We start from the raw sequence: 24,866 nt of genomic DNA, 5'->3' as shown, positions 1-24,866 counted from the left end.
GCCGTCGCGCCGCCGGCGCACGGCGTCAATTGCCAATCCAAAAGGGAGGAAAACAGCAATGGAAAATACCAGACTGTCCAATGCCTCGGCCGCAAAGTCGCGTCCGCGGAAATTCGTCGCGGGGATGGCCGCGGCTGTCGCCATGGCCATCGGTTGCAGCGGCGCACTGGCCGAGATGCCGACCTCCGGGTCGATCATCATGTTCGGCCAGTCCCGTGAGAACCCCTATTTCGGCCAGAACGCAGTGGGCGCCGCCGACATTGCCAAGAAGTTCGGCTGGGATCTCACCTATGTCGAAGCTTCGTCTCAGGAACAGCAGGATGCTGCCATCCAGCAGATGCTGGCCACGGGCAACAAGCCGATCGGCATCGTGCTGAACCCGGTTTCGGGTGCCGCCGCGGTGGCCTCTGAACTGGCCATCAAACAGGCCGGCATTCCACTGGCGATTCTCAACCAAGTTCCATCCGCCGAGCAGAAGGATCTGTTCGACGTCTACGGCGGCGTCAACGATTTCCTTAGCGGCGTCGATGCCGCCAAACTGCTGATCGCCGGGGCCAAGAAGGCTGGCGTTGAACTCGGCGACGGCTTGGTAGTTAACACTGTCGCCGGACACACCGCTGCACAGCAGCGCGTCGAGGGCTTCCGTTCCGTGATGGAGAAGGAGTTCCCGAGTTCGCACATCCTCGCCGACGTCAACTCGGGTGGCTATCTGGAGAACGAAGGCTATTCGGTCGGCTCGCAAATCATTCCGGCTAATAAGGGCAAGTTCAACTGGATATATGGCGTGAACGACGCCCTAGCCTTTGGCGCTATGCGGGCTGCCAAGGAAAGCGGCATCGTCCCCGGCAAGGACGCGTTGTTTGTCGGGGGTACCTGCATGAACCCGACCACCAATGCTGCCGTCATGGCCGGTGAGATCGTCGGCTCGTCCGTTCAATCGCCCTACATCGAAGGGGCCGCCGCGATGTATGCGCTCGCCGCCTTCATCAACACGGGCAAGGTCATCGACGACGAGATGTACCTGTCCTCGGACAATCCTCCGTCGATTGACGAGCCACCGCATCGCTGGAACTTCATGCCCAACACTGCCCTGGAAGGCACCGAAGACGCATACAAGAACACGGTGATCTGGGGCAAAACCGCGCAAGAACTGTGCAACTACAGCTGAGCCGGCGCGCTCGGTCGTGATCACCTGCGGGGCGCGCTGATCACCGCGCGTCCCACAGGAACCGAACGCACAAACCAGAAGCGATGAGCATGTCGGGTGTAGCGGGAAGCCAGCTGGTCCTGGAAATGAAGGGCATCTGCAAGTCCTTCGGCGCCGTGCAGGCGTTGAAGGGCGTGGATTTCCAACTGCGGCGCGGGGAAGTAATGGCCCTGCTTGGTGAAAACGGCGCTGGCAAAAGCACGTTGGTGAAAATCCTTGCCGGGCTGCAGTCGCCTGATTCTGGCACCATTGCAATCGATGGCAAGTCGACGCTGCTGGGCGGCACCAAACTCTCCCACGAGGCTGGCATCGCAGTGGCAGAGCAGGAGTTGAGCGTCATCGGGCCACTGAGCGCTGCCGAGAACATTTTTCTGGGCGGCGTGCCATTTTCCGGACCGTGGACGCGTTCGCGTCTGGCCAGCAAGGCGCGTGGCTATCTCGATGCGGTCGGCCTGACCTATCTCGACCCGGCCGCACGGATCGAGCAGCTCGCCGTCGCCGAGCGCCAGCTTATCGAAATCGCGCGGCTGCTGGCGACAAATGCCCGCATCCTGATTTTGGACGAACCGACCGCCGCTCTGTCCGACGCGGACATCGAACTGGTCAAGGCCACGGTCGTACGGCTTGCGAGGGCCGGGCACAGTGTCATCTACGTGACGCACCGGCTCGGCGAAGTGTTCGAGATCGCGGATCGCATCACCACGCTGCGCGGCGGCGAAAGCCATGCACCGGTCAATGTGTGCGACATGACCCTCGAAAAGGTCATCGAACAGATGATCGGCCGCCCGCTGAAGGAGATGTTCCCGCCGCGCTCGTCCGGCTTCGGCGAGAGCGTTCTCGAATTGTCGGGCGTCACCACCCGCGCTCTCAAGAACCGCCAATCCATCTCCGTCCGCGCGGGCGAGATCGTCGGCGTCGCCGGTCAGGTCGGCTCCGGTTCTGAAGCGCTGCTGCGCGCCATCGCCGGCGCGGACGTGGTCGAATCGGGTTCCATAAAAGTGGGAGGCCGGGCGCTGCCGCCGGCACATACGCTCCCGACGGCCATGCGGTCGGGAATTGCCTATTGCTCAAGCGACCGCAAACTGGACGGCATATTCGCCGACCTGACCGTTGCCCGCAATCTGGTGGCGCCGTCCATGCGGCAGGTGTCGCCCAATGGGCTGGTGAGCCGGCGCAGGGTGCGTGAGGTCACTGCAAGGATCTCCAAGCAAATGACGATCGATCCCACTCGCGCCGAATACAAGGTCGGTGCGCTCAGCGGTGGGAATCAGCAAAAAGTCGCGCTCGGCAAATGGCTGGGCATTCGACCGCGCGTTCTGCTGGTGTCGGAACCCACGCGCGGCGTCGACGTGGGCGCTCGCGCCGAGATTTACGGCCATCTGCGCCGCCTCGCGGACGAAGGCATGGCCGTGGTGTTCGCCTCGTCGGATATCGATGAGGTCCTGGGCCTCGCCGACACCGTGATTTCGATGTACCGGGGCCGCCAGGTGCGGACCGTTTCCCCGAGTGAGGTGACGAGCCACGAATTGCTCAAGGACATCACCCACTCGGACGACAGGGCCGCATGATGAACAACGCGGCGACAGCATCCATTCCGCACCGGAGCCGGACCTTGAACCGCTTTGCACGGTTCGGCCTGATCCTGGCTGTCCTGATTGTCCTGGCTATCCTTGGCGGCATGCACAATCCGGCATTCCTGACCACCGACAACGGCCTGTCCATTCTGCGGGCCGCGGCCATGTCGGGGATCGTCGCGCTGGGCGCAACCTTCATCACGCTGTCCGGCCGGTTCTTCTCCCTGGCATTGGGAAATACGGTGATGTTCACCGGCATCACGCTTGCGGTCGCGATGTCCTACGGAATGCCGTTCTATCTAGCGCTGACCTTGACCTTTGTCGTCGCGATCGCCATCGGCGCCGTCCAGGGCGCCATCATCGCCATGGGCGCCAATCCCATCATCACGACCCTTGGCGCCAGCGCCTTGCTGGCCGGCCTAGCGGGCTTTGCCACCAATGGCGTCAACGTCGCCATCCACAGTGACCTGGTGGCCTGGCTGGGCAATGCCAGGATCATCGGCGTGCCGACCCAGACATGGGCCTTCGTGATCGCCGTCGCCATTGCCTGGTGGGCGATCAACAAGACGCGGTTCGGCCATGAAACCGTGCTGCTGGGCGCCAACAGCGCCTCTGCGCGGGCCGCCGGCCTGTCGGTTGCACGGGTTACGATCACGGTCTTCATCATCGCCAGCCTCGCGGCCGCCGTCGTCGGTGTTCTGGCCGCCGCGCAATTCTCCAAAGCGCGCGTCATGGGCTTCTCCGGCTTGGATTTCGACATCATCGCCGCGGTGCTGATCGGCGGCACGGCGATCCAGGGCGGCCGGGGCTCCCCGGTGCAGACCGCGCTTGGCGCCGTCGTGATCGCGACAATCCAGAACTACATGCTGCTGCTTGCCTGGTCGTCGGGCGTACGCACCATGATCACGGGCGCGCTCATCGTTCTGATCGTGGTCGGCTTCCACCTGGCCGGCAACAGAAGGAGGACCCGGTGATGACCAATTCGTTCCTTCGCAATCCGGTCGTCCAACGCGGTACGCTGGGGCTCCTGGTCTATCTGTGCTTTGCGTTCACGGTGCCGAACTTTGCCACCACCGGCAACGCCTACGCCATTCTTGAATCGTGCGCGCTGATCGGCCTGATCGCAGCCGGCCTGGGTGCGACGATGCTTGCCGGCGAACTCGACCTCTCGGTCGGCTCGGTCGCCGCTTGCGCTGGCATCGCCGCGATCAGCATGTCGCAATATGGCGCCGTCGTCGCGGTCGTCGCCGCCATGGTCCCGGCGATCCTGTTCGGCATGTTGCAAGGCTTCGCCATCGCCAGACTACAGATCGCGTCGCTGGTCTTCACGCTGGGCACGTACATCGGCATTCGCGGCTTCGCTTATATCATGACCAACGAGCGCACGATCACGTTGAGCCTGTCGGACCTGTCCATCTCGATGGCGTTGCGCGCGCGCTATTTCATCTTCTCGACGTTCAGCCTTCTGATGATCGCGGTGATAATCCTTCTGGCTCTGATTTTGCGCTACACCCGCATCGGTCGCGAACTCTACGCCATCGGCGGCGCGCGGAAGGAGTCCCGCGCTGCGGGCGTGCCGCAGACCCGGCCGCTGGTGTTCGCATTTGCGGTCTCGGCGGGGCTTGCCGCGATGGCCGGCGCGCTGGCGTCGCTGCGCGGCGGCAGCGCCACCCCGACGGGCTACGAAACGCTCTTGCTGGCTTCCGTGGCGGCCGCCCTGATCGGCGGGGTCAGCGTCTATGGCGGCCGCGGCACCATGGCGGGCGTGTTCGTCGGCGTGGTGACGCTGCAGCTCCTGCTGGCCGCGTTGCAGTTGCTGGGCGCCCCCAACTGGGCAGCCAACATTACCACCGGCGCGGTCCTGCTGGCGTTTCTCGCGGTCGACATCGCCAATGGCGACTCGCCGGTCGGCATTGCGATGCAGCGCCTTGCGGTCCGATGGCGAGCACGAAGCGGCGCCGGAAGGCCGGCAAGGACCTAATTAGCGCGCCCTTCGCCCGACAACTCCAGAGAATACGGCCTACCCACGACGGGTCGCGTCACCTAGCCCGGAGGATTCAAAATGAGCACCACTGCGACAGATCCGAGCAACCCGCCTCGACAGCGGTTCGTCGGCAAGACCGCCGTCGTCACCGGCGCGGGTTCCGGCATCGGCCGCGCCAGCGCCAACCGTTTCGCCCACGAAGGCGCGCATGTCGCGGTCTGGGACGTGAACCGGCGCAGCATCGACGACACGGTCGCTGAAATTCGAGCCGCCGGTGGACGCGCGGATGGTTTCCACGTCGACATCGCAAATATGAAAAGCGTCGAAGCCGCGGCCAAGGCAACGATCGCGGCCCTGGGTCCCGTCCGGGTCATTCTCAACAATGCCGGCATTCTTGACGACTATGCCAATGCCCTCGACACCGACGAGGCCCTGTGGGACCGGATCATGGGGGTCAATCTCAAGGGCATGTGGCTGGTCTCGCGCGCGTTGCTGCCATCGATGATCGAGGCCGGCGGCGGTGCCATCGTCAACATCGCCTCGATTGCCGCCTTCATCGCCGGCGGGGGCGGTGTCGCCTACACCACGGCAAAGCATGGCGTCGTGGGCTTCACCCGCCAGATGGCCCTCGATTTTGCCCACCATGGCGTGCGCGTGAATGCCGTCGCTCCGGGCGCGGTGGAAACCGGCATGACCGCCAAGATCCTCAATGACGAGACGCTGCCGGTCGTGCACGCCCTGCGCCAGGCGCCGGCTGGGCGTCATGCCCAGCCCGTCGAATTGGCGAATGTGGTCCTGTTTCTCGCGAGCGAGGAGGCAAGCTTCGTTTATGGCGCCGTCTACCTCGCCGACGGCGGCTGGACGATCAAGTAGCGGGCGGTGGAAAGCCCGGCATTGCGTGGGGCAGCGGCAGGAGGAGGCGGCAGACATGAGCGTTTCGGACAAGGTTGTCCTGATCAGCGGCGCAGCAAAAGGCATGGGCGCAAACGAAGCGCGGGCCTTCGCTGCGGCCGGCGCGAAAGTGGTCCTGGGAGACGTGCTCGACGGCGAGGCCAACCGGCTTGCCGCGGAGCTCGGGGAGAGCCGAGCCATTGCGGTCCACCTGGATGTCAGCAAGACGGAGGATTGGGCCGCCGCGGTCAAAGTCGCGGCAGAGCGCTTCGGACGTCTCGACGTGCTCGTCAACAATGCCGGCATCCTCAGATTCTCCGCGATCGAGAATTGTTCCGACGAGGAATGGGAACAGGTTCTGGCGGTCAATCTCGGCGGCGTGTTCAAGGGCATCCGGGCGGTCATTCCCCTGATGAAGGCCGCGGGCGGCGGCTCGATCATCAACATCTCCTCGACCGCGGGTCTGAAGGGCTTCAGCGGCGTTCCGGCCTACATCTCGTCCAAATTCGGCGTTCGTGGCCTGACCAAGGCAGCCGCCATCGAACTGGCGCCCTTCAACATTCGCGTCAATTCGGTTCATCCGGGCAACATAGACACCGAAATGGTCGCCGGGCTGTATCCCGATTTCAAGCACGTTCCGATGAACCGGCTTGGACGTCCCGAGGAAATCAGCAAGCTGGTGGTCTTTCTTGCGGGGGACGACAGCTCATTCAGCACTGGCGCGGAATTCGTCGCGGATGGCGGCGAGACCAGCGGCATGCCGAATCTGTTCTAGCGTCGGCCGGACGAACGGCGCCGGGTGCGGCCGCACTCCAATCCCGGAATGTTCCGCGAAACGCGGACCAAAGCGCGCGCGGCGTCAGCCCGCGCACGCTTTTGGCTTTGGGTCAGAGATCGTGGAAAGAACGGTCACCGGCTTCCGGTTCGGCAGCATGGCAAGCCGAGCCCTGCCTGACTGAACCGGGAAGCCGTGGACCACACTTTTCGTCGGCGCAGGACCGATCAGGCGTCTTCGCTGCCCCATGGCACGTCCAGGTTGGTGTGGGTAATCTTCCACTTGCCATCAATGCGCTTGTAGGTGTCGGCATAAAGGCCGAGCAGCAAGACAGGATGGCGATTTGCCTCGCGTCCGGTAACAAAGTCGAGCAGATAGCAAAGCCCCTCGGCGGTGTCCGGCCCGGTGATGGTGATCGAGTGATTGGTCACCGCGTGCATGAACGGATAGTGCTTCTTCTTCTTCCAATCATAGGTCTCATAGGCGCCGGCCAGGCCGGTCTTGATCGCGTCGATGCCTTCCATCTTGCCGACGGTCACCGCCAGAACGGCATCTTCGGAGAATACGTCGTGAAAGCCTTCAACCTTCCCGCTGTCCAACACGTGGCTGTATTTGATGCGAAGCGCACGGATTTCCTCAACATCGAGCAGTTGCTGCAGACGGGCGTTCGATATGATCTCAGTCATCAATGTCATCCATCAGTTGTGACATCGCTTTGTTGCATTCATGCCAGCTTCCGCCACTGGCGCGGGCAGGCGATGTCTCCCAGCCCCGCATTGGCGGTCCAACGATCGATCTGGATGAACTGCAAATGTCGCATGCGGCCTGGTCGCGGAGACCGCGGGCGATCTCGAAGACGGGTGCGTCCGTGAGTGCTCGACGCCGGCTATCGCGATTGCGATTACCGGGCGGGCGCCCTCAGCCGACCACCACCGCCATGCGTGTTCATCCTCCCTGTGCGCGCCGAAAGCGCGCAACTCATGAACTCATACCGCAATCTATTCGTCAATAGCGAATTCATACAATTAGGACAAATCCACTCGATAGCGCGCTTTGGGCCAATCTTGGGGGTCTGTCGCCTTCCTGGCCACGCCACAGGCGAATGGCGGCGCAGCACGAGTTATCATAAGACAAATGAATTAGGTATTGACCAACATATTCAGCTGTGCTTCGTTCCGCGCACAGCAAGAGGGCGCGTACGGCGCCCGAAGCAGAATGGGGAGGAACTCATCGTGTACGAAAAACTTCTGTCACCGGCCAAATTTGGACCTTGGGACCTGACGAGCCACATCGTCATGCCGCCTTTGACCCGCAACCGGGCTCAGGCGGACTTCACCCCCAACGAAGAAGCGCCAAAATATTACGGGCAACGCAGCAGCGCTGGCCTTGTCATCTGCGAGGCCACTCAGGTAAGCCCCGAGGCGACCGGTTATCCGCGCACCCCGGGCATCTGGACGGAAAAGCACACTGCCAAGTGGCGTGAGGTGGTCGATCAAATCCACACCGGCGGCGCCAAGGCGATCATTCAGCTTTGGCATTGCGGCCGCATCGCACATCCGGACAACCAGCCCGAGGGTTGCTACCCGATCGGTCCGTCCGCGGTACAGCCCAAGATGCCGATCTACACCGACGCCGCCGGCGGTCTCACAGAGAATCCGATGCCGCGCGTGATGACCGAGGAGGACATCCGGGGCGTTATCGAGTCGTATCGAAAGGCGTGCGAAAACGCGAAGGCGGCGGGCTTTGACGGTGTCGAACTGCACGGCGCCAACGGCTATATTGTTGATCAGTTCGCCTCCTCGAATACCAATCTGCGCACCGACGACTGGGGCGGTACGCTCGAAAGGCGTGTTCGCTTCATGGAAGAAGTGCTCAAGGCCATGACCAGCGTCTACGATCCGGCTTGCGTCGGCGTGCGTTTGTCGCCCTATGGCAAATTCAACGAGATCGATGACGAAAATCCCAAAGCCAAATATGAAGCTATGCTCCGGGTCGCCGAGAAGTCTGGCATCGGGTATGTCCACGTCATTCGTCCGGTCGTCAGCGGCAACGTCCAGATGAAGGCGAGCGCCCTCGACGCCGAGGTGATCGATACCGCGCGCAAGATCTTCTCGCGGCGGCTGATCGGAGCGGCCGGGTACACGCCGGAATCCGCTGAGACCGAGCTGCAGGCTGGTCGCGTCGATCTGGTTGCGTTTGGCCGCTCCTATGTCGGCAACCCGGATCTGGTGGAACGTATCCGTCGGAGCGTCCCCCTCGCCGCAAGCAATGAAGAGACCTGGTATACGCCGGGTAGCGAGGGTTATGCCGACTATCCGACCGCGACTTAGTTGGTTCGGCGCAATAAAGTGGAGACGGCTGAACTCGATATGGCATGTATGAACCAGTTCCCGATGGCTCTTCGCAGACACGCATCCGCGAGCGCTGGGTCGAGGAATGGTTTCTCCGGATCTTCGAGCGCACGGTCCAGGCGCCCATCGACGCAAAGATCGCCAAAGGCGAAAATCGGCCATGTCGACGCTTCGCTGATCAAAGCCGACGCGGAAGAGCTTGACCACTCGTCATGTCGAGTCGGTGAGAGCTGCGAATGAGGAGCGCAAGGAACGTTGCGAATCGATCACCGCGCCTTTTCCCGATCTAGTTCGTCACGCCACATAAGGACATACGAGGGAAATGGATTCGCGAACCAGCCACCTACCTGTTGATTTTCTATAGAGTGGGTCAGTGGGATAACAAGTACACGAAGCCGCCGAGGCCTTTTTCTAGATGCGGTAGATGCGCTCCGCGTTTGTACGGAGCACCGCTGTGCGTTCCTGCTCCGACAGATCGGCAACGGCGGCACGAATTGCGGCCAAGATTTTCTCTGATGATCCAAAAAGCAGATCGACCGGAATGTTCGTCCCGACCATCGTGCGTGCAGGGCTGAACGCGTCAATGACATAGTGGAGCAGTGGCAGAATGCCGTCGACGATCCAAGCCGGATCGCCGAGACCAAAGCCACAAAGCTTGACGCTGACATTTGGTGCCTGGGCAAGTCGCTTCACCGCAGCGCGCCACCCCGCCAAGCCCTCCGTACTGCGGTCGGCGACCATGCCGAAATGTTCGAGCACGATCGCAGTTTCGGGAAAGTCGCGGGCAAGCGCGAGGGCCATATCCATCTGCGGCCAGTAGATCTGCAGGTCGAAGCTCAATCCCAGCGGAGCAAGGCGAGCGAACCCGGCCCGCCACTGCGAATTTTCCATCAGATCTGCGCTTGGCGCGCTGCGCAGGCGTGGCTCGTGGTGCCAGTTCAGAATCTGGCGAACGCCGCGCACGCGCGAGAACGCGGCATGTGCTTCCAGCAAGCGCCCGACGTCCGGATCGGCCAAGTCGGCATACGCGACGATCGCGTCGGGGATGCCATACGCATCGGCAAGGTCGCTCAGCCAGCGCGTTTCATCGAGCGGGTCGCTCGGGTTGCGGCCGTTCTGAACGTGCACCGTCTTGATGATGCCGAGCCCCGCCATGTCGCGGCGATAGTCGGCAGGCAGGTAGTCGCGGCGGATCGGCGTGAGGTCGCCTTCCAACGGCTCGGGCCGGTCGGGATCGAGCCAAGGGTAGGCGGCGTCGGACAGGCTCTGGAAATGCTGGTGCGTGTCGACGATGGCGCAGCTTTCGTCGGTCGTCGTCCCGTTCATCCGCGCTTACGTGTCCACTGATCGGCAAAGACGGCGAGAATGACCACGACGCCCGAGGCCACGTACTGCCAGAACGACGGCACGTTCATAAGCGTCAACCCGTTCTGGAGTCCGCCGAGCGTGAGCGCCCCGACCAGCGAACCGAGCGGATTGCCGATGCCACCGAACAGGCTCGCGCCGCCGATGACCGCGGAGCCAATCGCCTGCAACTCGAAGCCGTTGCCGCCGATCGGCTCGGCGGCCCCGATGCGGGCAATCAGGACGAAGCCGGCAAAGCTCGAAAGAACGCCCGACACGGCATAGACCGTGATCTTGACGCGCTCGATGTTGACGCCGGAGAGCCGAGCCGCCTCTTCGTTGCCGCCGACGGCGACGATCTGTTCGCCCAGCGCAGTATAGCGGACCAGCAGAAACGCCAGCGCGGCAATGACCAGCGCGAGAATCACCGGCGTGGGGACGTCAAGAATGCGTCCCGCGAAAATAGCCCGGAATTCCTTGGAAAGCCCATAGATCGGCTGACCGTCGGTGTAGATCAGGGCGGCGCCCCGATAGACGCTCAACGTTCCCAGCGTCACGATGAAATCGGGCAGCCTCAGTTTGGCGATCAGCATGCCGTTCACAAGGCCGCAGGCGAGCCCGACAAGCAGACCTGCGCCGATGCCCGCCAACAGGCCGTAGGAGAGCATATCGGCCGCGATCATGCTCGAAAGGCCGACGATCGATCCTACGGACAGGTCGATACCCTTGGTCATGATGACCAATGTCATGCCGACCGCGATCACTGCGTTGATCGAGGACTGGAGCATGATGTCGAGGAGGTTCGACGGCTGGTAGAAGGTGGCGTTGAGCACCGAGAACACCAGGAAAAGCGTCACACAACCGATCGCCACGCTGGCGTTGCGCAACAGGTCGCCGCGTCGGGGTGCCGCGGCGGCTTTCTGATCAGTCGCATCCGGCCGGGGTAAAGAAGTCAGATCGGTCACAGCTTGTCTTCTCCTGCAGCGAGCGCGATGAGCTTTGCCTCGGTAAGGTTCGCATCGTTCTCGACCATGGTGCGCAGCCGTCCGCCGCTGACGATGCCGATCCGATGACAGATCAGAAGGAGTTCGGGCAGTTCGGAAGATACGACGAGAAGTGCTGCCCCATCGGCGGCGAGGCGGCGCAGCAGCGCATAGATCTCCGCCTTCGCCCCAACGTCGATGCCGCGAGTGGGTTCGTCGAACAGGAAAATGCGAGCGCCCGTCGCTAGCCACCGAGCAATTACTACCTTCTGCTGATTGCCGCCCGACAAGTTGCGCATCTCGGTCGCAATCGACGGAGGCCGGATGCGCAATTCATCCACGTAGCGGCGTGCCGAGCGGCGTCTCTCGCTTCCCTTGATCACGCCAAAGGAGGCAAAGCGATCATGATTTCCCAATCCGAAGTTTCGCTCCACGTCCATCATAGGCACGATCGCGTGGCCACGGCGATCCTCGGGGATCAGGGCGACTCCACAGGTCATGGCGTCTGCCGGCTTTTCGAGCCTGACGGCCTTGCCGCCTACGTTGATCTCGCCTCCGGTCAGTGCATCGATGCCGAAACATCCGCGAAGTATCGCCGAACGTCCCGAACCGACGAGGCCCGAAAGTCCCACTATCTCTCCGGCGCCGACTTCGAGGTCGATCTCATGAACGCGCGCCGTCGAAAGCTTGCGCAACTCGAGCACGGCCGCGGTTCGGACAGGTGCGGGCTTATCGGCGCCCATCTCGCGCGACAGTTCGCGGCCGGCAACGAGCTCATTCAGCCGCGCCTCCGAATAGCCCCCGATAAGACCGGACGCCACCACTTCGCCATCACGCAAGATCGTTACACGGTCCGCGATAACGCGGATTTCGTTCATCCGGTGCGAAATGTAGACAATAGCCTTCCCGGCCGCCTTCAGCCGACGGATAACGGCAAAGAGGCTTTCCTGCTCGGCCGGCGTCAGGCTGGAGGTCGGCTCGTCGAAGGCGACAATGCGGCCGCCGCGAGCAAGCGTGCGGCTGATCTCGACCAGTTGGCGATCGGCCATGCCGAGTGCGGAGACCGGGGTGTCCGTCTTCAAATGCGGGGCGAGATCGTCGAGAATCTTGCGCGCCTGCCGGCGGAAGTCACCGCGCGGCACCAGCCGAAGTCCACGCGTGCGGCCAAGAAAGATGTTTTGAGCCACGTCGAGCTGAGGCACGAGGCTCAGTTCCTGGCTGACGAGACCAATGCCCATCGCCAGCGCATCGCGTGGGCCGTCGATGCGTACAGTACCGAGTGGATCGAGTGCGATTCTGCCTTCGTCCGGCTGTATGATGCCGAACATGATTTTCACCAGCGTCGACTTGCCGGCGCCGTTCTCGCCCAGCAGAGCGTGCACCTCGCCGCCACGCAAGCTGAGATCCACTCCCTTGAGCGCGTGCACGCCTGCAAAACGCTTGGCGATCCCCGTCATGAGAAGAAGGGGAGGACGGCTTTCGCCGCCCTCCCTAGTGATGCCGGTCAGCATGGGAGGTTCAGTTGATTTTTGGATCGGGAAAATCCTTGACGTTTTCCTTGGTGATAACCGCCTGGGGCGACACGATCCACTGGGGGATGGCCTGGCAGCCGAGGAGACGCAGCGCCATCTGCACGCCGAGCTGACCCTCTTCGAAGGGGAACTCAGCCACTGTCGCACGCATCTCGCCCGCGCCGACCGACTTCTTGGCTTCACGGATGCCGTCGGTTCCGACAACCGCCACTTTGTCGAGGCTGCTGCCGCTTGTCACCGCCTCGACCACGCCCAGCGCCATACCGTCATTGTTGGCGTAGATGCCGGCCAGATCGGGAGTCTGGCGCAGGATGTTGGCAGTGGCATTGAGCGCGGTCAGGCGGTCCCAGTTGCCCGGCTGGCTGGCGACGAGCTCGAGATTGGAGTATTTCGCGAGTTCTTCCTTGAAGCCCTGGATGCGCAGGCGCGCATTTGGCGAACCGGCTGCGCCCTCGATCTGGGCGACCTTGCCGCCGTCCGGATAGGTTTCGTGCAGGAAGATGGCGGCCTTGGCGCCGATCGAAATCTGATCGGTTCCGACATAGGTGCTGGCGCCCTCCGTTCGCGCATCGTCGATGATGATGGTCGGGATGTTGGCGGCACGCGCCGCTTCGACCACCGGCACGAGATTGGAGTCGGACTGCGGCGACAGCAGCAGCGCGTCCGGCTTCTGCGACAGCACGGTCTGGGCAAGGTTGAGCTGCTCGATCATGGAGCTCTCGTCCTTGGCCGCCTGGACGTCGACGGTTATGTTGTGCTTTGCCGCCTCATCCTTCACTCCGGCCGCGACATCCTGCCAGAACTCGTTGATCAATGTCTTGGTCACGTAGGCGAAGCGCAGTTCCTTCTTCGGCACGGGCACCGCGCCGAACTCTGTCTCAACGGCGGTCGACTCGATCTTATCCATCTTAGCGGTTGGATAGGCCGAGCAGCTATCTTCAGCGAAAGCGGCGGGCACCGTGCCCAATAGAGCAAGCGCTGTCGTGGCGATAAGAACGCCGCGGATACGTAATGTCATCGAATCTCCTCCCAACTACGCACCGGACTCTCCAGCGCTTCTTCATAGCCTCGCCCGGAACCCGGGTCCGTTCACCGCGCTCCTCCTGAGCGTTCCGGCAGTTCACGACTTCACCGGATTGGAACAAGTTGAAAACTAGAGCATTCGATCTGTTAGGCGCAATTTAGAAACCCTATTCAAATTGTTAGGTGCGCTTAAAGGAGGTATGTAGCTGTCAAAGGAATGGTTGGGCATGCAGCTTCCGGTCAGAGCGATCTGGGTTTTCCATGCCGCGGCGCGGGCAGGCAGTGTCTCACGCGCCGCGGAGGAACTCGGCGTGACGCCGTCAGCGGTCACGCAGCAGATTCAGGCGCTTGAGGTTCAGCTAGGGGTGACGCTGCTGACCAAGATGGGCCGCCGCGTCGTGCTGACGGAGGCGGGGGAACGATATTTCGCCACCATTACGGACGAGATCGAACGAATAGGGGAGGCGACGAGCACCATCCGCGGTTACCGTTCGGTCACGACGCTGACCATACGTGCGACCCCGACGCTGTCCAACAAATGGTTGCTGCCCCGTCTTGCTTCCTTCCTTGATCGAAATCCGGAGCTTGAGATCCGTCTGGACGGTACGAACGAGCCAACCGACTTCAACCGCGAACTTGTCGATCTGGAGATTCGTCATGGCGACGGACGGTGGCCCGGCCTGTTTGTCGAAGGAATGGCGGAAGAAACCTTCGTTCCCGCTTGTTCGCCTGCGCTGGCCGCTGCGGCAAGCCTTCACCCGGAAGATCTGATGCAGTTTCGCTTGATCCACTCGGTAAAATCGCAGGCGCAATGGCCGGCCTGGTTCAAGTTGGCCGGAATTCAACCCGTCCAAAGATGGCGCCGCGTGCTGTTTGACCGCAGCCACATGGCTATCGACGCCGCCTCGGACGGAATGGGGGTCGCGCTCGAAAGCACGATGATGATGGAACGCGAACTGCGTGGCGGACGACTCGTCTGTCCTGTCGTCGAGCCGCCTTCCGTTCGGATCATCACGCAATGGATCGTATGCCCGCGCGATCATCTGCGTCAAAAGAAAGTCCGACTGTTCCTCGACTGGCTGCGAGCGGAACGTGACGAGAGCTGAGGTCGGGCACAACAGCCGACAGACCGGCACCGCCGCCTGGCGACTCTTTGCCAATACCCGTGACCAGCACCTGGCTCGCAGGCGGCGAACTCCCGCCCACAAATCAGATCGGCACCACGGTCTCACTTGAGAACTTCACGGTTTTCTGTTTTTGTGTGAAAAAATGGGAAACATTGCATGCTCGCGCGCTTCGCCACTCGACTGAATTCCTTCGGTTCCGCACCGCACCTGCACTGGCCGGACCTAGTCGGCAAGCCAACCATGATGCAGATGGCCGAGCGAGCAGCGACCGTTGATGGCCTCACCGATCTGGATCTTAATTTTCCCGATCACGTCTCCGACGAGCCCGCGGACATCGCGCGGCGCATCGGCGAGCTCGGCCTGTCGATCAACGGTCTCGCCATGCGGTACTATACAAATCAGGCCTTCAAACGAGGAGCCTTTACGAATCCGGAGGAAGCAGTGAGGCGTGAGGCCATCGACCTTACCAAGCGAGGCATCGATGCCGTGCGCGCCATGGGCACCGATCTGATGACGATCTGGCTCGGCCAGGATGGGTTCGATTACAATTTCCAGCTCGACTATAGCCAGGTTTGGGACTGGCAGGTGGCTGGAATACGGGAGGTGGCAGAACATGACCCCGGCTGCCGGATCAGCATCGAATACAAGCCGGACGAGCCACGCGCCCAGTCTCTCTTGCGGGATGCGGCAACCACGCTGCTTGCCATCGCGGAAGCCGGCGCGCCGAACCTCGGTGTCACCATTGATTTCGCACATGCGCTTTACGCAGGTGAACAGCCAGCTTTTGCCGCGCATCTGATCCACCGGCGCAGCAGGCTTCTGGGTGTGCATCTCAACGACGGCTATGCCAAGCGCGACGACGGGCTGATGGTCGGCGCGGTGCATCTTCGTTCGACGCTTGAACTGCTGCGCCAGATCCATAAGGACGGATATGATGGCGCGCTCTATTTCGATACTTTTCCGGACACGAGCGGCCTCGACCCCGTGGCGGAATGCGAGGCCAACATCGCAACCGTGCGACGGCTGCTGGCAATCGCCGAACGACTCGACGGCGATAATCGGCTGACGGACGCGTTGGCGCGTCAGGATGCGGTGGCGAGCCAACGGATCGTCAACGAGGCATTGGTCGGCGCCTGAAGAGCGACCGCGGTGACTGACGTTTCTGGCGGAGGATTATCATAGCATTTCATATCGCCAGACAGTGTGAAGGCCGAACGAGGAACCAGGGATGAGCCTTTCAGCAACCGATCCCCGAACGATCGGACCGCGTATCCGCATGATGATGCCGCACCTTACGCCGCTCGAAGGCCGAGTGGTGGACAGCATACTCGCGCGGCGCGATTTCGGAACCAATACACCCTTGAAGTCTGTCGCGGAGGACGCTGGCGTCTCGGACGCAATGATCGTCAAGATTGCCAAGAAACTTGGCTTTGACGGCTTCAAGGATTTTCGCGCTGGGCTGGTAGACTACAACAGTCTGCCGACCGCCGAACTGCATCAGGAACTCTCGCCGGACGACACCGACGCGGAGATCGCGCGAAAGGTGTTTCGTACGTCAATCCAGGCGCTCGAGGAAACGCTGTCGATCCTCGATCCCAACGCTTTCGAACGGGCGGCCGACCTGATCTTCAATGCACGCCAGCGCGACCTCTACGGCATCGGCGGGTCTGCGCAGATTGCCCGCGACGTTGCGCACAAGTTCTTGCGCATCGGGGTGCGTGCCAGCGTCTTCGACGACGCTCACATGATGCTTATGTCTGCCTCACTACTCGGCGAAGGCGACGTGGTGATCGCGTTCTCCCACTCCGGCGCCACGACCGCGGTGATTGAACCGCTGGAGCTTGCCCGCCGCCGCGGGGCACGCACGATCGCGCTCACCAATTATGCGACGTCGCCGCTGGCCTCGATCGCCGACGTAGTTCTCTGCTCGACGGCTCAGGGTTCGCCACTACTGGGTGAGAATGCTGCGGCGCGCGTCGCGCAGCTGATTATTTTCGACGCAGTCTTCGCTGCTGTGGCGCGGCGCGACCTGAAGGCCGCCGAGCGCAATCTCGCTGCGACTATGAGCGCGGTCGCCGCCAAGCGGCGCATCGCATGATTTCCTCGCTACGCCCCGTTGTGGTCGTCGTCGGCAGTCTCCACTACGACATCATGGTCGACGCGCCGGACCGTCCGCGCAAGGGCGAGACAGTCGCAGGCTTTGGCTGGCGGCCGAAATTCGGCGGCAAAGGCGGCAACCAAGCCGCCGCTGCGGCGAAGGCGGGCGCCGACGTCCGCATGGTTGGTGCTGTCGGCGACGATGATTTCGGCCGCTTTCTCCTATCCAATCTTGACGCCGCCGGCGTCGATGCCTCCCGCGTCGCGCGCATCGGCCAACAGGGTTCGGGCATGAGCGTCGCCATAACTGATGCGGGTGGAGACTACGGCGCTGTCATTGTTTCCGGGGCGAACGCTGCCACTGATCCGGAAAACTTGAGCGATTCCACCCTTTGGAAAGGTGCGAGCATTCTCGCCCTCCAAAACGAAATGCCGGAAGCGGTCAACCTGGCCGCCGCGAAAGCCGCCAGACAAGTCCGTGTGCCAGTATGCCTTAACGCTGCGCCCTATCGCCCGCTGGCGGACGGGTTTGCGGCACTCGTCGACATACTGATCGTCAACGCGATCGAGGCCGAGCAATTCTGCGGGTCTCCGGTCTTTGATCTCGCCTCGGCCCGGGGCGCCGCCGAGGTGCTGTCAGACCGCTTCGCCACCGTTGTGGTGACGGTCGGTGGAGACGGCGTTGTGGGCGTTGCGCGCGGACAGGAGCCGACTGCGATTCCCGCCATTCCGGTTCGTGTGGTTAGCACACATGGCGCGGGAGACGTGTTCGTCGGCGGTTTCGCCACGGCGCTGGCTGCTGGCCAAGCCTTTCCTGATTGCCTCCGCGCTGCGAACCAGGCAGCCGCTATCCACGTCTCGACTTGATGACATTCTGTCGGCGCTAAATCTTTAGTCAGGCTAAACGATCGAGCTCAGCTTCTAAATTGCGCTAACAGTTTTCTCCTCATACCAATGGGCCTGTCCGGCAGACGTAGCCGGGCCAACGGCGGCACAGCCGGCCCGGGAGGTAACAACGTTCACAGCAGATGGCGCTGAGCGCCTTCTTGCGTGCCCCGGCACGACCCGGGGCAGCCTTTGACGCCTCGCCAGACCTGACTCTGCGCCGAATTTGGTCGTGCGAAGGATATTGACATGAATCTCTACACTCTGCTTGCCGCGCGTGCGGATCGTGGACGTCCGGTGCGAGTTGGCCTGATCGGCGCCGGCAAATTCGGCTCGATGGTGCTGTCGCAGGCGCAGCGCATCGCCGGATACCACATGGTCGCGGTGGCTGACCTGAATGTTTCCAAGGCGCGGGAATCCCTGCAGCGCGTCGGCTGGCCTGCAGAGCGCTACAATGCAAAGGACACCGGCGAGGCGTTGAAGAACGGCACAACCTTCGTCACCGACGATGTCGCCGCCCTGCTTGCCTTTGAGGAGATCGAATGCGTGATCGAGGCGACGGGCCATCCGATCGCGGGGACGCGCCACGCGCTGGCGGCAATCGAGGCAGGCAAGCACGTTGTCATGGTCAATGTCGAGGCCGATGTCATGGTCGGGCCCATTCTCGCCGAAAAGGCGCGTCAGAAGGGCGTGATCTACTCCATGGCCTATGGCGACCAACCAGCGCTCATCTGCGAGCTTGTCGACTGGGCACGTTCAACCGGCTTCGAGGTGACGGCGGCCGGCAAGGGCATGAACTTCGAGCCCCGCTACCGCTATTCGACGCCGGATACAGTCTGGGGCTTTTTCGGCTGGACCGAGGAGGAGGTTGCCAAGGGCGACTTCAATCCCAAAATGTACAACTCCTTCACCGACGGCACCAAGGCGGCCATCGAAATGGCTGCCGTCGCCAACGGTACCGGCCTCGATTGCCCCGACGACGGTCTTGCGTTTCCGCCGGCCGGCCTGCACGACCTGGCCAAGGTCTTTCGGCCCGCCGCCGATGGCGGCCGCATGGCCCGCTCCGGACTCGTCGATATCGCCGCCAGCCAGGAGCCGGACGGCCGCGAGGTCTTTAACAACATCCGCTACGGCGTCTTCGTTACCTTCAAGGCGCACAATGAGTACGCGCGTGCCTGCTTCAAACAATACGGATTGCTGACCGATCCGTCGGGCTGGTACGCGTCGATGTGGCGGCCCTTCCACATCATCGGGCTGGAGACCTCGATCAGCGTACTCTCGGCCGCGCTGCGTAACGAGCCGACCGGTTCGTCAAAGGAATTCCGCGGCGACGCCGTGGCAACAGCCAAGAAGGATATGCAGCCCGGCGAGATGCTGGACGGCGAGGGCGGCTATGCAGTTTGGGCAAACGCCATCCCGGCGTCGATCAGCCTTAAGCGCGCCGCGCTGCCGATCGGACTGGCGCACAATGTCAAGCTCAAGCGCTCGATCAAGAAGGACCAGATTGTCAGCTTCGACGACGTGGAACTGGTGAACGACCTCGACGTCGTCAAGGTGCGCCGCGAGATGGAGGAGCGGTTCCGCCCGGTCTCGAGCGTCGCCGCCTAATCGTCGTCAACCGCTCCGGTAGGAAAGCCGCGTCACCCGAAGCAGCTGAAAACGCTTCGCGGCGACGCAGCGGTCGTGCTCGCGACCGCAACGCAGTCTTTAGAAACTGTACTGGCGTCGGGAGGCGCCGGCATGACCGACAAACCCGCATCACGCATAGGCTTCATCGGCACCGGCATCATGGGCGGGCACATGGCCCGCCGGCTGGCGGAGGCCGGTTTCGCAGTGACAGCCTGGAATCGCAGCGCGGCCAAGGCGCAAGCCTTGGGCAGTTCGGGCGTCGGCGTTGTGGCAAGCGCAGCTGAAGCGGCGCGGCTCACTGACGTCGTGATCTGCATGCTGAGTTCGGGACCGGTCTGCGACGAGGTCCTGTTCGGACCGGATGCGGTCGTCGACGCAATGTCGCCGGGCACGACGCTCGTAGTCATGAGCTCGATACCCGTCGAGACGGCGCAGGCGCAGGGGATTTGGGCGCAAGACAAAGCCATCCACTACGTGGATGCGCCAGTCTCGGGCGGTGAAAAGGGCGCGCAGGACGGAACGCTCGCCATCATGGCCGGCGGGGAGGAGGGCGCCATCGAAGCGTTGTCCCCGGTTTTTGCTCCGCTCGGGCGTGTCACCCATATTGGTCCGGTTGGTACGGGTTCGCTGACCAAGCTTGCCAATCAGCTTATCGTTGCAAGCAATATCTGCGCGGTCGCGGAAGCGCTGCTGCTCGCGGAAAGAGGCGGCGCCAGTCCGGCGAAAGTGCGCGAAGCGCTGCTTGGCGGCTTCGCCGATTCAACCGTCTTCCGCCAGCATGGGCGGCGCATGATCGATGGCGATTTCGCGCCCGGCGGTCCCGCCAAATATCAGATCAAGGATACCGGCACCGCGCTGGCCCTTGCTGCGTCGCTCGGACTGCGCCTGCCGATCGCTACGGAAGTCGATCGCATTTTTCGCGGGCTCGTCGATCACGGCGGCGGTGATCTCGATCATAGCGCCGCCATTGTCGAACTGAGGCGCATGAACCGCCTGAAGGCGGACGCGTAGAATTCGCGCACTGAAGGGAGCGTGGAACGGAGTTTTGAAACGGGGAACCAATGAGAATGAATCTGATCGGCTCTCTCTCGCCCGAGCATTGCTGCACATGCGCGACGAGGATGTGATCATGGGATCGCTGGCTCCGATGGCCGGTTCTGACCGTCGCGATTTTCTGTTGGTACTCCTCCCGGTGCTGACACTGGGACCGATACGCTTGATGGGTCTCTATCCATGACGAATCGCATGGATGAGCCGACCCTAGCTCAGACGTCGCCGACCAGCGGCGTACCTGATTTCTTTGTCGTGATGGGCATTGCCGGTACCGGCAAGACCGAGATCGCGCAACGGCTGGCCCAGGCGCTGGGAGCGTCGTTCGTGGAGGCAGATACGTTTCACAACGCGTCCAATGTCGAGCGCATGCGCAATGGCATCGGGCTGACCGACGAGGACCGCTGGCCGTGGCTGAACGCCGTGTGCGATGCAGCGCTTGCTGAGCGACGCCCGGTCGTCATCGCCTGTTCGGTGCTCAAGCGCCGCTATCGCGATCTGTTCCGGCAGCGGCTTGGCTTCCTGCGCATCCTTTTCCTGCATGGCTCGATCGAGCTGATCGCCGAGCGACTGCAGGCACGCAAAAATCACTTTGCATCGGCTTCTCTGCTCGAAAGCCAGGTTCAAACTCTTGAAGCGCCGGCTACAGACGAGAATCCGATCATCATCGACATAGCAGGAACACCCGAGGCGATAGTTGCTCGTGTTCGCACTGAGCTAGGTGTGTGAATGGTCGAAGCATGACGGCAAATGCGCGCTGCACATCTCCGCAGGCTCATTATGCCGAGCTCGCGAATTGGGTCCGCAATGGGATCTAGGAAGAGTCCTTGCCGGCGCAAATCCAAGCCCGGTGACGTGTGCGCAAGATCGCCAGGTCGTAAGCGCTTGGTTCATGTTGCATAAAGTGCAGTGTGAATCTGAAGCGTACCTAGCCGCAATGCGGTCGTTCGCTACTAGGGTGACGATGCTCTGACGGTACTTTTCGGTGGGTGCGAAGGAGGCCCCGGAACTGGCGGTGAAAAAAATCGACCGATTGTGGTCGATAGTCACCGAAATCGAGAACTTCGCGAAAATCAGAAATTCCTCAATAAATTCAATAGTCGATAATTTTGACGGTATTTCTGACGGCAAAAGTTGTTGTTGAAAAATCAATTGTCCTGTGAAATCAGTATGTTATGATGGGTTGAAACAATAGAGTGGGAATGATTCAGGCCTATCCGGACGTATCCAAGAAAACGCTAGGCTACGAAACAAGCTATTGAAAACAAACAAAAAACTTGTCGAAGTCAATCGATGGCTATCGGCGGGGAGTGTTTGGCTTTGGCGGCCTGTCTGACGGACCTCCCTATATTGCTCGAGTGAGTTTTTCAAAGTACCGTCACGACCAATGAGGCTCGTGACGGTACTTTTTTGCGTCACGGGGTGTTTGCTCATGACGGGATGCCGGCCGAGACGATGGAGCTGCGCGGCGATAGTTTGTACGAATCGGGCAGTGACATCGCGGCTTTTATCGCGATCTACAGCTCACCACTTCTCATGCGCAGATTTTGGTCAGACTGCTCGCTTGGTGCCATAAACCACCAGGATCGGTTATGCATAGCGTGCCGCCGCTGCAGCCTGCGCCTGCGCGGTGATTGCAGCGGCCAGTCCGACACTTCGGGCGCCTGTTAGCGGGGATGTCCTTCGCTCGAAACAGGAGCCGGAATGATGTCCCTCAGCGACGCCCAAGCCGTCGCCTGAGGCGTCCGCAGATCAGAAGCTTACGCGGATCAAAAGAGAACGAACAACTTCGGCAGAAAGCCGTTCATCCTGAGATATTCGATCGTCTCGATTGCCGGAAAGAGAGCCAGGAAAAAGAGGCCGTCATAGAAGGTGCGTTTCAAGGCATGCGTTGAGAATTGCCTTTCGGCGTTGTCTTGAAAGAGCAACGGGTTTGGCCAGAAACGCGGTGTCTTGCGCCTGTAGGCTTCATAGGCATCACCGAATTTTCCTGAAAGAAATTCAGCCTCCTTTCCCGCCGTCACCCGAAAAACGATGAAGCTGGCAAGACCCAGGGCCAGGGCAGCCAGGACCGATCCATAAATCAGCCCGATGCCGAGCGCGCCGAGCGTGGAAAAGAAATAGAGGGGGTTCTGCGTCATCGAGAACGGTCCCATCGAGATCAACTCGCTGTTCTTCCTGCCGCCGATGTAGAGCGTGCTCCAAAGTCGGCCGCCGACACAAACGAGCACCAGGACGAGGCCGAACATTTCCACGAGTTCATGCGCCTGCGACCCTTCGGCCAGGAATGGCTCGGCAAAGAGCAGAAGCAACACCGCCATCAAAGCTGCGACACGAACAACGACCATGCGCTTGCGCTGGTCGAACGGCTTTGGCGCTGGATTTAGGGAAGCGGAAGTCATTTTGAGCTCTTCACCTTCTGGCGCCTTGGATGCAGCGATTTCCGACTGTCGCCGCTCTTTATGTTTCCTGTGTGCCCAAAGCGAGGCAGTCGCAAGAGATTTTCGGCTTGTGATGCGCATTCTTACGAATTTGTAAATCGCCGGACAGGCCGGTGTGAAATCCACCTCCTATCGTCCTGATGCCGGCAAGTTTTCGCGTCTGCCGGAGTTCAATGGACAGCGCCGGTGACATCGGCGTCAAACGAGGAATATCTCATGAAAAACCTAGTTCTCGCCATCGCGCTTGGCTCGATTGCAATTGCCAATCCGGTTTCATCGGCATTCGCGGCTCCTGCGCCTTGCGAGAACGTGCTCAAGGACGTCAGGGCGGCCGAGGCTGCCGCAAAACTCAGCGATGCCGACAAGACAAAGGTATCCGAACTGGAGATCAAGGGTATCGAGCGCTGCAACGCCGATGACGACAAACGCGCCGACGAATTCTTCGCGCAGGCCATGAAAATCATGGGCAAGTAGGCCCGATCGGGCACCATCTTCAAAGAGAGGATACCGCCATGCTGTTGCCAGCCACCCAAGGTGTTGCGCCGGCCGTCAATCGGGTTCCCAATGTCACAGCCGACTTCTGGCTGATAAAGCTCATGGCGGTGACCATGGGCGAAACGGCGGCCGACTATCTTGCCGTCAATCTTGGCCTCGGGCTGACCGCCACCTCGCTGATCATGACCGGCATACTGATTGTCGCGCTTATTCTGCAGTTTGCCCAGAAGCGTTACGTGCCCTGGGCATACTGGCTGGCCGTCGTTCTCATCAGCGTTGTCGGCACACTGATCACCGACAATCTCGTCGACAATTTCGGCGTCCGGCTTGAAACGACGACCATTGCGTTCAGCGTCGCGCTCGCCGCGACATTCGCGCTCTGGTATGCCAGCGAGAGAACGCTGTCGATCCACACCATCTTCACGACCAAGCGTGAGATTTTCTACTGGCTGGCTATACTCCTGACGTTTTCGCTGGGTACTGCCGCCGGCGATCTGGTCGCTGAAACCTTCGACATGGGTTACCTCACCACCGGCCTGATGTTCGGCGGCGTCATCGCGCTTATCGCTCTGGCTTACTATGGCTTCAAACTAAACGGCATCCTGGCGTTCTGGCTCGCCTATATCCTGACGCGGCCGCTTGGCGCCTCGTTCGGCGATCTGCTTTCGCAGCCGCCCGAATATGGCGGACTTGGCTTCGGCACCACCTTTACCAGTCTGATCTTCCTTGGCTGCATCATTGCCCTCGTTGTCTACATGACACTGAAGAGGGCTTCCGACGAAGCCGACGCGATCCTGCTTGAAACCGAATGAAAGCTGGTCATCCGTCAGTCAGAAAGACGATTACATGGGGCTATCGCGGCAAAGTTGGGCCAATACTTGGTGTGTTCTGCTCATAGGCGCGGCTGTGATTGTCGGCTGCGTGCTTGCTAGCACTCACCTGAACGATAATTTCCACGCAATCGTTGTCGGCGAGGCCTATCGGGCTGCGCAGCCGACGCCCGACGAAATCAGGACGTATCGTGATCACTATCATATTGCGACGATCATCAATCTGCGCGGCAAGAGCACAGGCAGTGCATGGTACAATGCCGAGATTGAGGCCGCGAAAAATCTCGGCATCCAGCATATCGATTTTGCCATGTCGGCTCGCGAGGAATTGACGCCCGACCGCTCCCTGGCTTTGATCGATCTGATGAAGTCTGTGCCCAAGCCCGTGCTCATTCATTGCCGGGCGGGGTCCGACCGAAGCGGCCTGGCGGCAGCGCTCTACCTCGCTGCGATCGCTCAGGCAGGAGAGGAAACATCCGAAGGGCAGCTTTCGCTCTGGTTTGGCCATGTCGCGATCCCGTTCGTGGGAACATACGCGATGGATCGGACCTTCGAACTCATGGAGCCGTTGCTGGGGTTTCACAGGTCGTAGCGCGATGGATGGATATATTATTGCGCAAGCGCTAGGTTTTGAGATGTGCCGGCAGT

The 24,866-nt window shown here is 61.4% G+C and carries 23 protein-coding genes; 17 read left to right on the top strand and 6 right to left on the bottom strand.

Going from position 1 to position 24,866, the window contains the following annotated elements; genetic code table 11:
* Positions 1 to 58 precede the first annotated feature (58 nt).
* The 6 genes from DZG07_RS19130 to DZG07_RS19105 all read left to right on the top strand — a co-directional run bounded on the left by DZG07_RS19130 (position 59) and on the right by DZG07_RS19105 (position 6,431).
* The gene (locus DZG07_RS19130; RefSeq protein ID WP_197716877.1) at positions 59 to 1,168 is read left to right on the top strand and encodes a sugar ABC transporter substrate-binding protein; all 1,110 of its coding nucleotides are present in this window, start codon (positions 59 to 61) and stop codon (positions 1,166 to 1,168) included.
* A 155-nt stretch (positions 1,169 to 1,323) separates the two neighbouring features.
* Positions 1,324 to 2,775 (top strand): sugar ABC transporter ATP-binding protein, encoded by a 1,452-nt coding sequence (locus tag DZG07_RS19125; RefSeq protein ID WP_205557142.1) that lies wholly within the window; start codon positions 1,324 to 1,326, stop codon positions 2,773 to 2,775.
* Entirely contained in the window at positions 2,772 to 3,755 is a 984-nt protein-coding gene (locus DZG07_RS19120; protein WP_205557140.1) for an ABC transporter permease, read from the top strand. Before DZG07_RS19125 ends, DZG07_RS19120 begins: the two co-directional genes overlap by 4 nt.
* On the top strand, positions 3,755 to 4,762 hold the full coding sequence (locus tag DZG07_RS19115; protein ID WP_119819686.1) for an ABC transporter permease: 1,008 nt from the start codon (positions 3,755 to 3,757) through the stop codon (positions 4,760 to 4,762). The genes DZG07_RS19120 and DZG07_RS19115 overlap by 1 nt, the downstream gene beginning before the upstream one ends.
* Positions 4,763 to 4,843: 81 nt before the next feature.
* Complete coding sequence (locus DZG07_RS19110; protein WP_119819683.1) at positions 4,844 to 5,638, top strand: glucose 1-dehydrogenase; 795 nt, start codon at positions 4,844 to 4,846, stop codon at positions 5,636 to 5,638.
* A gap of 55 nt (positions 5,639 to 5,693) precedes the next feature.
* Positions 5,694 to 6,431, top strand: a complete 738-nt coding sequence (locus tag DZG07_RS19105) for a glucose 1-dehydrogenase (RefSeq protein ID WP_119819682.1) — start codon at positions 5,694 to 5,696, stop codon at positions 6,429 to 6,431.
* Positions 6,432 to 6,658: 227 nt separating this feature from the next.
* Here the strand turns inward: DZG07_RS19105 and DZG07_RS19100 are convergent, their stop codons facing one another.
* A complete protein-coding gene (locus tag DZG07_RS19100; RefSeq protein WP_197716874.1) occupies positions 6,659 to 7,117 on the bottom strand; it encodes a nuclear transport factor 2 family protein in 459 nt (152 codons plus the stop codon).
* A 546-nt stretch (positions 7,118 to 7,663) separates the two neighbouring features.
* On the opposite strand from DZG07_RS19100, the gene DZG07_RS19095 reads away from it, so the two are divergent.
* The gene (locus DZG07_RS19095) at positions 7,664 to 8,761 is read left to right on the top strand and encodes an alkene reductase (protein ID WP_162931660.1); all 1,098 of its coding nucleotides are present in this window, start codon (positions 7,664 to 7,666) and stop codon (positions 8,759 to 8,761) included.
* A gap of 432 nt (positions 8,762 to 9,193) precedes the next feature.
* On the opposite strand, the gene DZG07_RS19085 is transcribed toward DZG07_RS19095, so the two are convergent.
* The 4 genes from DZG07_RS19085 to DZG07_RS19070 are packed head-to-tail and all read right to left on the bottom strand — an operon-like array spanning position 9,194 to position 13,659.
* On the bottom strand, positions 9,194 to 10,108 hold the full coding sequence (locus DZG07_RS19085) for an amidohydrolase family protein (protein WP_119819670.1): 915 nt from the start codon (positions 10,106 to 10,108) through the stop codon (positions 9,194 to 9,196).
* The gene (locus DZG07_RS19080; RefSeq protein ID WP_245429519.1) at positions 10,105 to 11,091 is read right to left on the bottom strand and encodes an ABC transporter permease; all 987 of its coding nucleotides are present in this window, start codon (positions 11,089 to 11,091) and stop codon (positions 10,105 to 10,107) included. The genes DZG07_RS19085 and DZG07_RS19080 overlap by 4 nt, the downstream gene beginning before the upstream one ends.
* Positions 11,088 to 12,620, bottom strand: coding sequence for a sugar ABC transporter ATP-binding protein (locus tag DZG07_RS19075; RefSeq protein WP_119819667.1), 1,533 nt, complete (start codon positions 12,618 to 12,620; stop codon positions 11,088 to 11,090). The genes DZG07_RS19080 and DZG07_RS19075 overlap by 4 nt, the downstream gene beginning before the upstream one ends.
* A 7-nt stretch (positions 12,621 to 12,627) precedes the next feature.
* A complete protein-coding gene (locus DZG07_RS19070; protein WP_119819665.1) occupies positions 12,628 to 13,659 on the bottom strand; it encodes a substrate-binding domain-containing protein in 1,032 nt (343 codons plus the stop codon).
* A gap of 232 nt (positions 13,660 to 13,891) precedes the next feature.
* On the opposite strand from DZG07_RS19070, the gene DZG07_RS19065 reads away from it, so the two are divergent.
* From DZG07_RS19065 to DZG07_RS19030, 7 genes are all read left to right on the top strand, one after another.
* Positions 13,892 to 14,770, top strand: coding sequence for a LysR substrate-binding domain-containing protein (locus DZG07_RS19065; RefSeq protein ID WP_119819662.1), 879 nt, complete (start codon positions 13,892 to 13,894; stop codon positions 14,768 to 14,770).
* 177 nt (positions 14,771 to 14,947) lie between these two features.
* Positions 14,948 to 15,928, top strand: coding sequence for a sugar phosphate isomerase/epimerase family protein (locus DZG07_RS19060; protein ID WP_119819660.1), 981 nt, complete (start codon positions 14,948 to 14,950; stop codon positions 15,926 to 15,928).
* Between the two features lie 91 nt (positions 15,929 to 16,019).
* The gene (locus tag DZG07_RS19055; RefSeq protein ID WP_119819657.1) at positions 16,020 to 16,889 is read left to right on the top strand and encodes a MurR/RpiR family transcriptional regulator; all 870 of its coding nucleotides are present in this window, start codon (positions 16,020 to 16,022) and stop codon (positions 16,887 to 16,889) included.
* Positions 16,886 to 17,755 (top strand): PfkB family carbohydrate kinase, encoded by an 870-nt coding sequence (locus DZG07_RS19050; protein ID WP_119819655.1) that lies wholly within the window; start codon positions 16,886 to 16,888, stop codon positions 17,753 to 17,755. Before DZG07_RS19055 ends, DZG07_RS19050 begins: the two co-directional genes overlap by 4 nt.
* Before the next feature lie 267 nt (positions 17,756 to 18,022).
* On the top strand, positions 18,023 to 19,381 hold the full coding sequence (locus DZG07_RS19045) for a Gfo/Idh/MocA family oxidoreductase (RefSeq protein ID WP_119819652.1): 1,359 nt from the start codon (positions 18,023 to 18,025) through the stop codon (positions 19,379 to 19,381).
* A gap of 132 nt (positions 19,382 to 19,513) precedes the next feature.
* Entirely contained in the window at positions 19,514 to 20,413 is a 900-nt protein-coding gene (locus tag DZG07_RS19040; RefSeq protein WP_119819649.1) for an NAD(P)-dependent oxidoreductase, read from the top strand.
* A gap of 234 nt (positions 20,414 to 20,647) precedes the next feature.
* On the top strand, positions 20,648 to 21,181 hold the full coding sequence (locus DZG07_RS19030; protein WP_119821880.1) for a gluconokinase: 534 nt from the start codon (positions 20,648 to 20,650) through the stop codon (positions 21,179 to 21,181).
* 1,040 nt (positions 21,182 to 22,221) lie between these two features.
* On the opposite strand, the gene DZG07_RS19025 is transcribed toward DZG07_RS19030, so the two are convergent.
* Positions 22,222 to 23,019, bottom strand: coding sequence for an isoprenylcysteine carboxylmethyltransferase family protein (locus DZG07_RS19025; protein WP_348626392.1), 798 nt, complete (start codon positions 23,017 to 23,019; stop codon positions 22,222 to 22,224).
* Positions 23,020 to 23,109: 90 nt separating this feature from the next.
* On the opposite strand from DZG07_RS19025, the gene DZG07_RS19020 reads away from it, so the two are divergent.
* Genes DZG07_RS19020 through DZG07_RS19010 form a run of 3 tightly spaced genes read left to right on the top strand, consistent with a single transcriptional unit; the run spans position 23,110 to position 24,810 of the window.
* The gene (locus tag DZG07_RS19020; protein WP_119819641.1) at positions 23,110 to 23,367 is read left to right on the top strand and encodes a hypothetical protein; all 258 of its coding nucleotides are present in this window, start codon (positions 23,110 to 23,112) and stop codon (positions 23,365 to 23,367) included.
* A gap of 38 nt (positions 23,368 to 23,405) precedes the next feature.
* Positions 23,406 to 24,200 (top strand): hypothetical protein, encoded by a 795-nt coding sequence (locus tag DZG07_RS19015; protein ID WP_119819638.1) that lies wholly within the window; start codon positions 23,406 to 23,408, stop codon positions 24,198 to 24,200.
* A complete protein-coding gene (locus tag DZG07_RS19010) occupies positions 24,187 to 24,810 on the top strand; it encodes a tyrosine-protein phosphatase (protein ID WP_133304761.1) in 624 nt (207 codons plus the stop codon). The genes DZG07_RS19015 and DZG07_RS19010 overlap by 14 nt, the downstream gene beginning before the upstream one ends.
* The last annotated feature ends 56 nt before the right edge of the window (positions 24,811 to 24,866 follow it).

The organism is Mesorhizobium sp. DCY119, assembly GCF_003590645.1.
In the GTDB taxonomy this organism is placed as follows: domain Bacteria; phylum Pseudomonadota; class Alphaproteobacteria; order Rhizobiales; family Rhizobiaceae; genus Mesorhizobium_M.
This window is presented reverse-complemented; position numbering and strand designations above follow the sequence as displayed.

Excerpts from the sequence above, each read along its gene's own strand:
- DZG07_RS19120 (WP_205557140.1), top strand. The coding sequence starts at position 2,772 with ATGATGAACAACGCGGCGACAGCATCCATTCCGCACCGGAGCCGGACC.
- DZG07_RS19015 (WP_119819638.1), top strand. The coding sequence starts at position 23,406 with ATGCTGTTGCCAGCCACCCAAGGTGTTGCGCCGGCCGTCAATCGGGTT.
- DZG07_RS19085 (WP_119819670.1), bottom strand. The coding sequence starts at position 10,108 with ATGAACGGGACGACGACCGACGAAAGCTGCGCCATCGTCGACACGCAC.
- DZG07_RS19130 (WP_197716877.1), top strand. The coding sequence starts at position 59 with ATGGAAAATACCAGACTGTCCAATGCCTCGGCCGCAAAGTCGCGTCCG.
- DZG07_RS19045 (WP_119819652.1), top strand. The coding sequence starts at position 18,023 with ATGAATCTCTACACTCTGCTTGCCGCGCGTGCGGATCGTGGACGTCCG.
- DZG07_RS19030 (WP_119821880.1), top strand. The coding sequence starts at position 20,648 with ATGGATGAGCCGACCCTAGCTCAGACGTCGCCGACCAGCGGCGTACCT.
- DZG07_RS19115 (WP_119819686.1), top strand. The coding sequence starts at position 3,755 with ATGACCAATTCGTTCCTTCGCAATCCGGTCGTCCAACGCGGTACGCTG.
- DZG07_RS19075 (WP_119819667.1), bottom strand. The coding sequence starts at position 12,620 with ATGCTGACCGGCATCACTAGGGAGGGCGGCGAAAGCCGTCCTCCCCTT.
- DZG07_RS19055 (WP_119819657.1), top strand. The coding sequence starts at position 16,020 with ATGAGCCTTTCAGCAACCGATCCCCGAACGATCGGACCGCGTATCCGC.
- DZG07_RS19050 (WP_119819655.1), top strand. The coding sequence starts at position 16,886 with ATGATTTCCTCGCTACGCCCCGTTGTGGTCGTCGTCGGCAGTCTCCAC.
- DZG07_RS19105 (WP_119819682.1), top strand. The coding sequence starts at position 5,694 with ATGAGCGTTTCGGACAAGGTTGTCCTGATCAGCGGCGCAGCAAAAGGC.
- DZG07_RS19020 (WP_119819641.1), top strand. The coding sequence starts at position 23,110 with ATGAAAAACCTAGTTCTCGCCATCGCGCTTGGCTCGATTGCAATTGCC.
- DZG07_RS19100 (WP_197716874.1), bottom strand. The coding sequence starts at position 7,117 with ATGACTGAGATCATATCGAACGCCCGTCTGCAGCAACTGCTCGATGTT.
- DZG07_RS19070 (WP_119819665.1), bottom strand. The coding sequence starts at position 13,659 with ATGACATTACGTATCCGCGGCGTTCTTATCGCCACGACAGCGCTTGCT.
- DZG07_RS19065 (WP_119819662.1), top strand. The coding sequence starts at position 13,892 with ATGCAGCTTCCGGTCAGAGCGATCTGGGTTTTCCATGCCGCGGCGCGG.
- DZG07_RS19110 (WP_119819683.1), top strand. The coding sequence starts at position 4,844 with ATGAGCACCACTGCGACAGATCCGAGCAACCCGCCTCGACAGCGGTTC.
- DZG07_RS19060 (WP_119819660.1), top strand. The coding sequence starts at position 14,948 with ATGCTCGCGCGCTTCGCCACTCGACTGAATTCCTTCGGTTCCGCACCG.
- DZG07_RS19040 (WP_119819649.1), top strand. The coding sequence starts at position 19,514 with ATGACCGACAAACCCGCATCACGCATAGGCTTCATCGGCACCGGCATC.